The sequence below is a fragment of the Acinetobacter sp. 226-1 genome (genome assembly GCF_030329325.1).
Taxonomy (GTDB): Bacteria; Pseudomonadota; Gammaproteobacteria; order Pseudomonadales; family Moraxellaceae; genus Acinetobacter; species Acinetobacter sichuanensis.
In genome coordinates, this window is record NZ_JACANU010000009.1 from 1 (window position 1) to 13,022 (window position 13,022).

Annotated in this window: 13 protein-coding genes; 10 read left to right on the top strand and 3 right to left on the bottom strand. The window is 34.0% G+C overall.

Annotation, left to right across the window (positions count from 1 at the left end; genetic code table 11):
* Positions 1-109: 109 nt before the first annotated feature.
* Genes HX124_RS13140 through HX124_RS13155 form a run of 4 tightly spaced genes read left to right on the top strand, consistent with a single transcriptional unit; the run spans position 110 to position 1,269 of the window.
* Positions 110-346, top strand: coding sequence for a hypothetical protein (locus HX124_RS13140; protein WP_286418702.1), 237 nt, complete (start codon positions 110-112; stop codon positions 344-346).
* A gap of 1 nt (position 347) precedes the next feature.
* Complete coding sequence (locus tag HX124_RS13145) at positions 348-695, top strand: hypothetical protein (protein WP_286383475.1); 348 nt, start codon at positions 348-350, stop codon at positions 693-695.
* On the top strand, positions 695-985 hold the full coding sequence (locus HX124_RS13150; RefSeq protein WP_286383476.1) for a hypothetical protein: 291 nt from the start codon (positions 695-697) through the stop codon (positions 983-985). The genes HX124_RS13145 and HX124_RS13150 overlap by 1 nt, the downstream gene beginning before the upstream one ends.
* Complete coding sequence (locus HX124_RS13155; RefSeq protein WP_107009513.1) at positions 985-1,269, top strand: pyocin activator PrtN family protein; 285 nt, start codon at positions 985-987, stop codon at positions 1,267-1,269. Before HX124_RS13150 ends, HX124_RS13155 begins: the two co-directional genes overlap by 1 nt.
* Before the next feature lie 989 nt (positions 1,270-2,258).
* Here HX124_RS13155 and HX124_RS13160 read toward each other — a convergent pair.
* Entirely contained in the window at positions 2,259-2,492 is a 234-nt protein-coding gene (locus HX124_RS13160) for a hypothetical protein (RefSeq protein ID WP_107009514.1), read from the bottom strand.
* Between the two features lie 677 nt (positions 2,493-3,169).
* Between HX124_RS13160 and HX124_RS13165 the strand changes: the two genes are divergently transcribed.
* From HX124_RS13165 to mutS, 3 genes are all read left to right on the top strand, one after another.
* Complete coding sequence (locus HX124_RS13165; protein WP_286377478.1) at positions 3,170-4,330, top strand: DUF1615 family protein; 1,161 nt, start codon at positions 3,170-3,172, stop codon at positions 4,328-4,330.
* Positions 4,297-4,944 (top strand): HAD-IB family hydrolase, encoded by a 648-nt coding sequence (locus HX124_RS13170; RefSeq protein ID WP_286383477.1) that lies wholly within the window; start codon positions 4,297-4,299, stop codon positions 4,942-4,944. The genes HX124_RS13165 and HX124_RS13170 overlap by 34 nt, the downstream gene beginning before the upstream one ends.
* A 383-nt stretch (positions 4,945-5,327) precedes the next feature.
* Entirely contained in the window at positions 5,328-7,958 is a 2,631-nt protein-coding gene (gene mutS, locus HX124_RS13175) for a DNA mismatch repair protein MutS (protein WP_286383478.1), read from the top strand.
* A gap of 60 nt (positions 7,959-8,018) precedes the next feature.
* On the opposite strand, the gene HX124_RS13180 is transcribed toward mutS, so the two are convergent.
* Positions 8,019-9,584: a fatty acyl-CoA synthetase gene (locus HX124_RS13180; RefSeq protein WP_286383479.1), complete on the bottom strand. Its 1,566-nt coding sequence runs from the start codon at positions 9,582-9,584 to the stop codon at positions 8,019-8,021.
* 287 nt (positions 9,585-9,871) lie between these two features.
* Positions 9,872-10,432 (bottom strand): hypothetical protein, encoded by a 561-nt coding sequence (locus tag HX124_RS13185; RefSeq protein ID WP_286383480.1) that lies wholly within the window; start codon positions 10,430-10,432, stop codon positions 9,872-9,874.
* Positions 10,433-10,844: 412 nt separating this feature from the next.
* On the opposite strand from HX124_RS13185, the gene fdxA reads away from it, so the two are divergent.
* The 3 genes from fdxA (at position 10,845) to HX124_RS13200 (ending at position 12,845) form a co-directional block, all read left to right on the top strand.
* Positions 10,845-11,168, top strand: a complete 324-nt coding sequence (gene fdxA, locus HX124_RS13190) for a ferredoxin FdxA (RefSeq protein ID WP_107009520.1) — start codon at positions 10,845-10,847, stop codon at positions 11,166-11,168.
* Between the two features lie 134 nt (positions 11,169-11,302).
* Positions 11,303-12,025 carry a M15 family metallopeptidase domain-containing protein gene (locus HX124_RS13195; protein WP_107009521.1) on the top strand — a complete coding sequence of 241 codons (723 nt, stop codon included), beginning with the start codon at positions 11,303-11,305 and terminating at the stop codon, positions 12,023-12,025.
* Positions 12,026-12,179: 154 nt separating this feature from the next.
* A complete protein-coding gene (locus HX124_RS13200; RefSeq protein WP_107009522.1) occupies positions 12,180-12,845 on the top strand; it encodes an O-methyltransferase in 666 nt (221 codons plus the stop codon).
* Positions 12,846-13,022: the final 177 nt, after the last annotated feature.

The following is a 13,022-nucleotide window of genomic DNA, read 5'->3' on the forward strand; positions in this document are numbered from 1 at the left end:
GGATGATCAGTAAATAAGGTAAGCAAATGGAATGGACTCTGTTTTTCCTTGAAATTTTATTAGTCGTGAATGGATTTGTATTTATTAACTTTGAATTATGGTGGTTGTAATGGGATTAACAAACAAGCAGCGCGTTCAACGTAAAAAGAAACCTAGAACATGTGCTTTTTCTTCACATGTCAGCTTATCAACAGCGCGTTCTTATTTTGTGTCAAATGGTGTGGTTTATTACGATGATCATTACTCATATAGCTTAAAAAAAGCTCATATGACTTTAGAGCAGTTTTTGGGGAATCCAAATATTTTAACCAATGCTGAGTTTAAGCAGCTTGGGAAGGTGGCGTGATATGGATATTAATCAATTAAAACCTGCGGAAATTGTTCGTGATGAGTATGGCTCGTGGATCCATCCTGAATATAGCAAATATTTAGATCAGCACCACAAAAATCAAGAGTGGCTTTCACAAGATGAATGGAATCAAGTAAAGCGTTATTTCAATATTGAAACTGTTCAGTTCTATCTTGAAGCCTGTGTATCAGAAGATACTTGGGAAAAGATGATGGACGATACAGATCTATCAGAGTGGAATCCTATTGCTTCAGATGGATTTTTCTTGATGGATATTCATTTCACAGAAGATGATGCGGTGGCAGTTTTTGCACGTGAAAAACAAGAAGAAAGCGAGGTGGTGTGATGGATATTCAAAACCCTGAAAAAATTGAAATCGAAGGCTTAAAAACAATTCACAAGCTTTGTAAATTTGGTGCAAACCACAACATGGAAGGCTGTTCTTTTACAGAGATTGTTGAACGAATGTTTGATGAGCTATCCAAAGCTCAAGCAGTACCTGAAAGTTTTATTTTAATGCCAATAGAATGTACTGACGAAATAGCTGAAGCTATAGCATTTGGTACACATGTTTGTGGAGGTGTTGCAAATGATGTTTATGAGTCAATTATTAAGGTAGTGAAGGAGCAAAAATAATGGGAGTAAAACCAAATATTGAAGATCCATTTGACACTTTATGGTTACTTCAAATGAAATATCGTAAACCTGTCGTAGCTATAGAAGAGCTCTTAGCTGACTACTTGCCACACTTATCACTCATTCAAGCTAATAAACGCGCATGCAAATGTGACTTACCCTTTCCTGTATTTAAGCCAGACGGTAAATACTCCCCTTGGTGTGCACATTTAAGTGATGTTGCTTTATGGTTGACAAGTGCTCGACAAGAAGCTAAAAAAGATTGGCATGCGATGAAAAGTTAAAGTTCATTTCTAATAAAACATGAGTGGTTGCACCTCCATTGCACCTTGCACCACTCAAATCAATATAAAATATTGTTTATTATAATTATTTATAAATAATCTATCCCACCTGCCATCGGGGCAACAAAAATTGGCGAATGCTTTGATCTATCAAACAATTCTTCAATTACTTTGTTTTTACTCAATTTTCTGTTTCCCATATTCCAAAGGTTTTGTACAACATTTTTACTATTTTAACACCTCATTTACACCATCATTATCTCTGTGGTACAAATTATATCTGTGGCGTAAAATAGAAATCATCGCAGAATAAACTACAGTAAATGATAGAACTCGCTACAAAGCTTAAATACGAATGACTCGTAAAGGATTACCACTATTTATTAAAACAAGAATATTTACAAAAGAGCCATAAGCCAAAAAATAGCTTAAAGCAGAGATTCTTGTTAATCTGGCTATTCTAAATCCTGAAGCTGCCGTTGTGTCAAAAACTTTGGAGCAATTCATCATTCAATATTTAAATAAAATCAATGATAAGTTTCTGAAACGACGGATTCAACTAAAACCGCAGCATTAAAAAAATATTTATCTATCACAGCTAACAATCACATTTCTTTCTTAAAATAGAATGAGTTACCACTAAATGCTCTAAAATCAACCAAATAAACATTCTTTTTAAGAATGATTACTTAATTAATTTATAAAAAATATTTATTTTACTTTGATATATAATTTAAAAATCAACACTCTAGCTAAAACCAACCAATTAACTATGTTTTATTTTATAAAACAATAGCTTACTTGAGTTTTATTTTATTATCGCTATACTCAAAACCAATAACAATGAAAAATAATAAACACACCTACAGGTTCTTTTATTGGGGAAATTTGGGGAAAAGAATTTGTAGGTGTGTTTTAAAATAAGAGACTTTGCCTCGCTAGAATAAAAAAAACTCCAAAATAGGAGGCTTAATCATCTTATGAAATTTTTATTCTAAAGCTTGCTTGACTTTGTCCAGATAAATTTTGATCTTTTCATTTGCTTCCAAATGACTCAGATCATCTGCGATCCAAAAGACATACATTTCTTCTCCAACTTTCAAAACTGCTCTCTCATATGTGGTTGGCTTACCAGTGACTTTATCCTTTGCAAGAAAATAGCCATTTTCCTCATCTTTGAGTAATTTACTACCATGCCAACAACCGCCTATACATATATTCATCTTACCGCCTTCAATAAATTATTATAAAGTATTAACCATATAGTAAAAAAAACCTGCAGCCAAAAGACGCAGGTATAAAAAGTTATGTAGATAATTGGGGATTATCTACATCAATGTTATAGTATTCTATTTTCCGACAAAACGGTTTAACAAAAAATACCAAGTTAAAATAGGTCGCATTTTAATCAATAAAAATTTACATTTGATCTATTTTTTTTAAAACGAATTTAAAATCCAGCAATAAAAATACACAAACAACTGATTATTAACATATTAACTCAAGACAAAAAATGATATTAATGTTTTATTCAAGAATAAAATACTAAAAAATTAAATACGACAATATTTAAATATACTAAACAAACAGTTTAATTCATCTATCAATAAAAAAACATCCGTTCATCTCTTATTTATTCTTTAATAAAAATAAAGAATAAATCATCTCTATATTTTAAATTATTGTACCTTTTGAAATTATTTTATATTCATCATTCACTACGTGTTAGGGCTATAGCTCACTGTATTACTGCCAGATGCGTATACAATATATATTCATACATTTTAACTAAGACATAGTATAATTTGCTGCTTCACCCTGCTCATCCATTTCTAAGCGTGTTTTCGTTAGTATGAAAAAAATTGCTCGACAAAAAAACTTTCTTCGCTCTGCAAGTTTAATGGTCTTAGTACTGGGGCTCAGCGCTTGTGGCAATGGCTCTTGGTGGTCACATGATGACGAACCAGAACTCGAAAGTGAGCAAATTCGTAAATTGATTCCTAACCGAGTCAATGATCGAAAATCTTGGGCTCAAGACATTTTTGATATCACTGAAGAATTAAAAATTCCACGCAATAAGGAAAATATTTGTACAATTATTGCTGTTGTTGATCAAGAATCAAACTTTATTGCAAATCCGAATGTACCCGGTTTAGGCGATAAAGCCGTTAAAGAAGTCAGTACGCGTTTACAAGAAAAATTTGAGGACAAGCTAGGAACAACAATTGGTGGACCTATCGCTAATTATTTCCAAGATGTTCTAAAAAACCAACCGACACCTGAAGATAATTATCTTAAACAAATGAGTCGTGTCAAAAATGAAAAAGAGCTTGATGTTCTTTATCGTGAAATTTTTGATTATATGACAAAACATTATCATATCAGCGCTTTGACAGGGGCTGCAAAACTGGTTGGTCAGGATTTTGCTGAAAAATTAAATCCAATCACTACATTGGGTTCAATGCAAGTTCATATCAACTATGCCAAAGAACATAAACGCACAAGCATGAACACCAATGCTTTACGTGATGACCTTTATACCGAATTTGGCGGCTTATATTATGGTATACATCGCTTAATGATTTACCCTACAAATTACGACAACCCAATTTATCGTTTTGCAGACTATAATTCGGGAATGTATTCAAGTCGTAATGCAGCTTTCCAAAAAATGATTGAAAAATCATCTGATATTAATTTAGATCTAGATGGTGACTTACTTTCTTATGATAAAAATGGTGATCCTCGTTCTACAATGACAACAACAGAGAAAGCCATTATCACCTTATTTTCAAAAAACAATATTTTAGTGACACCGCGCCAACTGCGTAGTGATCTGAAAAAGGAAAAAGAGAAAAGTTTTGAAAAAACACAAACTTATATTGCTGTTTCTAAACTTTATCAAGATAAAACAGGAAAAGAGCCAATCTATGCTATTATGCCTGAAGTAGTCATTTCTGGTCCAAAATTGAGCCGTGATTATAATACTAACTGGTATGCAAGCCGCGTAAACGGACGATATGAAACATGCATGCAACGAGCAAAACGCATAAAAACCTAGCCTTATTTGATTTTGATGGAACCTTGTGTAAAAAAGACAGTTTCACAGGGTTTATTTTCTATGCTTTATCAAAACGACATATTGTTAAACAAGGTATTAAGATTTTGCCTTGGATTCAAGCCTACTATTTAAAGGCGTATCCTGCCGATGCAATGCGCCCAAAACTCTTTAAAGCCATGTTTAAAGATGCCGATGCTGATGAAATTTTAGAATTAGCAGAAGAATATTCAACGCGTTTAATGGCTCAACTTGACCCTGCAATCTATCAACAATTATTAATCCACCAAGAAAATGGCGATGATGTTGTACTTGTTTCAGCATCCATTGATATTTATCTTGAGGCAATTTGTCAAATTTTAAATATCGATTTAATTTGTACAGGTACTGAGATTAAAAATGGTCTATTTACTGGATCATATTCGACACTGGACTGTAGTTGCGAGCAAAAAAGACTTAGAGTTTTAGAAAAATATGATTTAAATCAATATAATAAAATTTATGCATATGGCAATAGTGAGGAAGATTTAGATATGCTTAGTCTGGCAGATTTTAAATATATGGTGGGGGTAAATTCTAAATTACCTTACATTAAAGAAGAAAAAAAATTTGCTTAGAGATCATGTAAAACGATTTGAGTGAAAATATAATCAAGATAATATCTCTCAAAAGCCAAATTCGATCATTCACGGATCATTAGATTTTGAGTATTCACATCTAAAAAATTAGGCATATTTTATAAAGAATAAAAGCATTCTTCACCTCACTTCGTACAAGTATTTTTTTCATCTTCTATCTGAATGCGCAAAGTCAGCTTAATCCTTAGAGAAAGTCTGAATTGTTTGTTATCCTTTCAAGTTGCTCATTTTACAATATTGATCAAAAATGAGGGCTTGTTTAAAATTAGACAGGTCATACTTTCAAATCTCCTCTTAACTCTTGGATTATCTATTTATGCTAAATATTCTTAAAGACATTGAAAATAAAGGAATTAATAACAATGATTGATAATAATATCATAGCGAATATCCAATCCCATACTCCAATGATGCAGCAATATCTAAATTTAAAAGTACAGCATCCACATGCATTAATGTTTTATCGTATGGGTGATTTTTACGAGTTATTTTTTGATGATGCCAAAAAAGCTGCCAAAATATTAGGCATCACCCTCACCCATCGTGGAAAAACCAATGGTGACCCCATTCCAATGGCAGGTGTACCTTATCATGCTGCTGAAGGTTATTTAGCACGCTTAGTTAAAAAAGGTGAAACGGTTGTTATTTGTGAACAAGTCGGTGAAGTTACAGGAAAAGCACCTGTTGAACGTGCCGTCGTGCGTATTATTACCCCAGGAACTTTAACAGATGATGCCCTGTTAACTGCACATCAAAGCTCAAATTTACTGGCTTTGTGTGTTCAACAAAATCAAATGGGAATTGCTCTGCTCGACTTAAGCGCAGGTATTTTTAAAGTTCAACAACAAGAATATAAACCTGAAACCCTACCTTTAGAATTAGCACGTTTAATGCCAAGCGAAATTTTAATTGACGAGGATTTAGTTGACACACAAATTATTGAATCAATAAAAAAACAAATCGAATGCCCAATCACCAAGCGTCCAAACGTAGATTTTAATCTGAATAATGCACAGAAAACATTATGTGATCAGTTTGCCGTTTCTACCTTATCGGGTTTTGGAATTGATCATTTACCACTTGCAAAAGCTGCTGCTGCATCTTTAATTCATTATGCCAAAGAAACACAAAAAACGGCTTTACCTCATATCCGCTCAATAAAGCTTGAACAAAGTACTGATTTTATTGCTTTAGACCCTGTAACTCGCCGTAACTTAGAAATAATTGATCCATTATTTGAACATGGCACTTCATTATTTTCCTTAATTAATGATACCCAAACGGCAATGGGTGGGCGTTTGCTCAGTCGTACGTTAATGCAACCTCTGCGTGATACAGCAGTTTTAGATGCGCGCTTAGATGCAATAGAAATACTCATCAAAGGTTATCATGAGTCACCAGTACGTTTAGTTCTCAAAGACATTGGCGATATCGAGCGAGTTTTAAGTCGTGTTGCTTTGGGCAGTGCTCGCCCACGTGATTTAGTACAATTACGTCAAGCTTGTGCACAAATCCCATTGTTAAGACATGCACTTCAACCCATTTTAACAGCACCTCAAACATCTCTTATTCAACAACTCAATGAAGAATTAGGTGATTTTAATGGCTTACATCAACACTTAATGTCAGCAATTGTTGAACATCCACCTGTTTTATTACGTGATGGCAATGTTATTGCTGAAGGTTTCGATCCTGAATTAGATGAACTACGTCAAATTCGAGATCATGCAGGTCAATTCTTGATTGATCTTGAAATCCAAGAGCGAGAAGCCACAGGAATTAATACTTTAAAAATTGGTTATAACCGTGTAAGTGGTTATTATATCGAACTTTCTCGTGCCCAAGCAGAACAAGCACCTGAGCATTATATTCGCCGACAAACCTTAAAAAATGCTGAACGCTACATTACCCCTGAACTAAAAGCATTTGAAGATAAAGTCTTATCAAGCGAATCACGCGCACTTGCTCGTGAAAAAATGCTATTTGAAATGTTACTTGAACAATTACGTGATGATATTGCTAATTTACAAATGATGAGCAGTGCCATTGCTCAAATTGATTTATTAGCAAATTTTGCTCATCAAGCACGTTTAAATCATTGGAATCGCCCAGAATATAGTCCTGAGATTGGGGTAAATATTATTGCGGGTCGCCATCCTGTTGTAGAGTCGTTGAGTAAAACTCCATTTACACCGAATGATACACATTTAGACTTTAATCATCGTATGGCAATTATTACGGGTCCAAATATGGGTGGTAAATCGACTTTTATGCGCCAAACAGCCTTAATTAGTCTACTCGCCTATTGCGGTAGTTTTGTACCTGCAAAGTCAGCACAACTCGGACCGATTGACCGTATTTTTACCCGTATTGGTTCAGCCGATGATTTATCTTCAGGGAAATCAACTTTTATGGTTGAAATGACTGAAACATCTCAAATTTTACATCATGCGACCAATCAATCTTTGGTTCTGATGGATGAGGTTGGGCGTGGTACGAGCACCTATGATGGTTTGTCATTGGCATGGGCATGTGTGCTTGATTTAACTAAACGTATCAAATGTTTATGTTTATTTGCGACGCATTATTTTGAACTCACTGAATTGGCACAAGAAAATGCTATTGATAATTATCATGTTACTGCAAAAGAGCTCAATGGAAATTTAATTTTACTGCATAAAGTTCAAAAAGGTCCTGCAAGTCAAAGTCATGGTTTACAGGTTGCCAAACTGGCAGGCATTCCTGAGAGTGTCATTAAAGATGCACAAAAACGCTTAAAAATCTTGGAAAAACAGCAGCAACAGCACAATAGCAGTGTCCAAAATGATTTATTTAGTGATATAAATACTGAACCTGATGTGATTGAGAAAGTCGTTGAAATCGAAAAACCATCTCCTGCTTTAGATGCTTTGGCACATTTAGATGTCGATAATCTCACACCACGTGAAGCACTTGCTCAACTCTATCAATTAAAAGAGTTACTCAATACTTAATAGACCAATAAACAAAACAGACCTTATCTAAGGTCTGTTTTTTATGCAAAAAAATTATTTTTAGGATTGAAATTGTTGTTTTAGCTCTCTTTTCAAAATTTTACCACTGGCATTTTTTGGTAAAACATCATCAAAATAAATCATTTTAGGCATCTTATAAGCAGATAAATGTTGCGCACAAAATTTCATAATCATTTTTTCATCTAATTGAACATTTTGATGTGGAATAACAACAGCAGTCACAGCCTCAATCCAACGTGGATGTGCCGTTCCAAATACAGCCACCTCTTTTACGCCTTCAATACGATAAATGACTTCTTCTACTTCACGTGTTGATACATTTTCACCACCTGACTTGACCATATCTTTAATACGATCAACAACATATAAATAACCTTGCTCATTAAAATAACCTAAATCTCCACTATGAAACCAACCATATTTAAAGCTTTCAGCATTTTTTTCATCATTTTGGTCATATCCTACGGTTAAATGAACACTACGATGTACGATCTCTCCAATTTCACCTTGTGGAAGAATCACACCATGTTCATCCATAATTTGTGTTTCAACATTAAATGCAGGTTTTCCAACAGAATCAGCGTATTCAAAATGATCTTCTGGATGTAATACTGTAGCGACAGGCGCCATTTCAGTTTGACCATAAAACTGCCAAAAACCAATATGTGGTAATTTTTCCAGTAATGTTTCAATCACAGCTTTCGGCATTGCTGAAGCACCATAATAAGCTTTACTTAATGATGTTAACTCAACAGGATTAAATTTTTCAGCATTTAAGAGTGCAATCCAAGCGGTTGGAGGACAAAATAATTTGGTAATTTTTTCTTTTGAAATCATTTCCAACACAGCATCTGGCTCAAAACGTCTAAAAATATAACTGGTTGCACCTAAAATCAGATCTACATTTAAAAAAGCATCGAGCTGCGCACAGTGATACATTGGAAAAGCATGAATTTCTCGATCATTTGAACTCATTTTCCCTTCAACCATACAACTGGTATATTGTGACATTAAAGCCTCACTACTTAGTAAAACACCTTTCGGTAAAGACTCTGTACCACTGGTATACATCATACGAATTGCATCATCAGCATGTAGTTCAACATCAGGTAATTTAATTTCAGTTTGAACCAAATATTCCTCAAAATTTTTCCATTGAGCAGATATAGTGCATTGATTTAAATCAAGAACCACTTGCTTTGGTCGTGTAAAGTCAATTTTTTCTAAAGCCTGTTCCATCACCTCACACAAATCATCTTCAACAACCAGCATTTTAGGTTGGGCATGTTGCAACAGATAATGTACTTCTTTTGCATTCAACATAAAATTAATGGGCACTCCAATGACACCGAGTCGTGCCGCTGCATATAAAATTGCAGGAAATTGCCAACAATTATGCGAAAAAAGCATGATTTTATCGCCTTTGCATAAGCCTTGTGCATACATATGCATGGAAATTTGTTCAACATAGCGATCAAACTCGCTAAAGCTGATACGCTGACCTTGATCAACTAAAGCCGTTTTATGACCAAAACGCTGAGCGCTTCGAGTAGGAATATCGGCAATATGCATACGACGGGCGCGTTGAATATCATTTTTAATCATGTTGCAAATCCTTTGCAGCTTTAAATTTAAATATTGATTATTACCAAAACTTATACTTTTAACTTATTGAAAACATGAGCTAACTCATCTCATTTTTTTGAACAAAAAGAAAACTTATCTAAGTTTCTTACTCGAATTTAACATTGTTGTATTTTTAATCAAGAGAACGACTGATGATTTTTAAATAAAAAATTTAACCTCTTGAGTTCATATTCTTCAAATTTAACTAGTTGAATAATCAATCAAATTCCAAATACTCAAACTCAAAAGGTTTTATGGTTATTTTATTATTTAGGTATATACGCACATGAAATTTCAACAAATGCCCAAGGATTATGCTGCTCATCTGGCAACCATGCATTATTCATTGTCAGTTGGCGTTTGTATTTCTCTGTTTGAGTTTCACTTAAATGATACATACGAATATTTAAGCCTTGTTCTTTAAACATCTGATGAGATTCTTGGTCTGGCACTGCTTGGTATTTTTTTGCTAATGTTTCAATCAACTGAAGAGAGTTTTGATGTGGAATATACAAACTAAATGTCATAAATTGATGATTTTTATCTACTTCGACCTTATTCACTGCATAATATTGAGCTGTCATACCTAAAATACGAACAGGCTGCTTAAGCACTGCATATTTTTCAGGAAAATCGAGTTTTTGAACTTCATGATCCGTCATTTCTTGCTTATGCCGATTTAAATAGTTTAAAACATTTGTACTCTCTTTTTCATTCGCTACACATGTGAAACTATCAGTGATCATTTGCTGAGTGGGTTCAAGCGCCTGAGCATGCGTTTGGTAAAACCCTAACAAGGTGAGGATGAAAATATAATATTTATTCATTTTAAGCATATACCTTTTTGAGTTTATTTATGCTGTATCTCGCTTTTAATATACAACATAACCAAAGTTTAAAAACCGTGATGTTTCTCACGCTTTAAAAATTATTTTTTATTTTTTAAATTGAGTACCGAAATATAGGTTATCCCACTTTATAACCACAATATGATGACCAAGCCATGCACCTCACTTACTTCCAATAAAATCAGCTAAACTATTCTTAATAAATGCTATATATGCAATTTAACATGATATCAGGTCAATTAGCACAAATAATAACCAATTTATTGATTTTACCTTGAATTTAACAGCCATTTATATAACAAATATCAATAAAAGGAATTGTTAGTTGCATCAGTTTTTGCCTAAAATACACCATTATTAATTAGAACCATATTTTTAGGTAGCTGACGCCATGACCTTTGTTGTCACTGAAAATTGTATTAAGTGTAAATATCAAGACTGCGTAGAAGTATGCCCTGTTGACTGCTTCTATGAAGGACCTAACTTTCTTGTCATCAACCCTGATGAATGTATTGATTGTGCATTGTGTGAACCAGAATGCCCTGCAAATGCAATTTTTTCTGAAGATGAGTTACCAGAAGGTCAAGAAGTCTTTATTGAGCTTAATGCTGAACTTGCTGAAAAATGGCCAAACATCACACAAATTGGCGATCAGCCAGAAGACCGTGAAGAATGGAATGGTAAACCAGATAAACTTCAATATTTAGAGAAGTAATCAAGAAAAAGATCAGCCTAGCTGGTCTTTTTTTATAAATCCAACTGAAATTGTACATTTGTTTGCAATTTATACAGATTTGCTGCTAAAAATTAGCATAAAATAGCTCGTTAACTCACAAGCACATATATAAAATGAAAGATATTTTGAAGGGCTTATTTGCAATCAGCATAGTTCCAATGATGATGATCGGATGTTCATCCACCCCTCAAAAAGGTCAGACCATCGGAACACCAACCCAAAGCCAACGTATTTATATACCTCAAGAAAAAGTCGTGATTCAGCATACAGTACCACAAAAGGTATTGCCTGCTTCTTATCGCTATTGGTTGATGCAAGATGATAACCAAGCTCGTGCTCGTGAATATGAACGCTTTTTAGAACAAAATAATGTCGCGAATATTATTCCAAGTTTTGAACTGTTTAGAACAGCACGTGATTGGCAAAAATGTGGTCGCTCTGAATATATGATTCCAAGCCGTGAAGTTTGGTCTAATCAGATTCAAACTTTACGTGTTTTTAAATACTTAGTTGCATCTAAAGTATTAACAGACTTTGAAGTTACTTCAGTTTATCGTGATTTACCTTTGAATCAATGTGCTGGTGGTGCTGGTTCTTCACGTCATTTATTTAACTCTGCAATCGATTTTCGTATAGGTTCTGCTTATCCACAACCGCAAGATTATGCTTATATTGAAAATACCAAATTTAAGCTCTGTCAATTTTGGTCACAGTATGGGCAAAACTTCAATATGGGCTTAGGTCTATATGCTTCGGGTCAAATCCATATTGATACACAAGGTTATCGAACTTGGGGACCAGACCTCAGTCGTAATAGTTCAATGTGTAATTTTTAAAAATATGCTGTATTTAAAATGAGGTCTACTGACCTCTTTTTTTATATTTGCAAGATAAATCGAGCCGAAAAATATCAACATGAATTGCACTCTGCTTTTAAAAGTTTAAAATGCACCTAGCTCTATAGTGACGATTCAATTCAGGTGACATAATATGCAACAAATGTGGTCAGACATCGATGCTTATATCGAATCACATTTAATTCCAGATGATCCAATTCTGACTCAAACTTTAAAACATACAGATGAACGTGGTTTTCCTGATCATCTCGCTGTCGCACCCAATCAAGGCATGCTGTTGCAAATGTTGATTCAGATGAACAAATGCAAACGAGTTTTAGAATTAGGAACGTTTGCAGCATACAGTACAATGTGGCTTGCACGTGCCTTGCCTGAAGATGGTTATATTTTGACAATTGAAGGTCGAGATACCCATGCTGCTTTAGGACAAGAAAATATTGATAATGCTCAGCTACCTCAAAAAGTTGACTTAAAAGTTGGGCGTGCTGCAGACATTTTAAAAGCATTACCTGCCGATACTGAACCCTTTGATTTTATTTTTGTCGATGCAGATAAACAAAGTTATCCTGAATATTTGGAATTAAGTCTGAATTTATCACACGCTGGAACGATTATTGTTTTAGATAATGTGATTCGTTCAGGCGATATTTTAAATCCTGACAACCACAAACCAAGCATTGAAGGCATTCGTGAAATGTATAAAGCAATGCAAAATCACCCTAAAATTTTATCATGCACAGCGTTGCAAACCGTAGGCAGCAAAGGACATGATGGTTTTGCGATTGCAATTGTCAAATAATTGTTATATACATAATATGTATATATATTCGTGATATTGTACTTTTAAATCAAAATTAAAGAGATGATCATTTTTCGTCTCATTTCTTTCAAAAAAGTTATCCACCTAACTTGTTTGTAGAGTTGTGGATAACTTTTTTATTTTAAAATAAACTATTGAAATATAATTAATATTCAA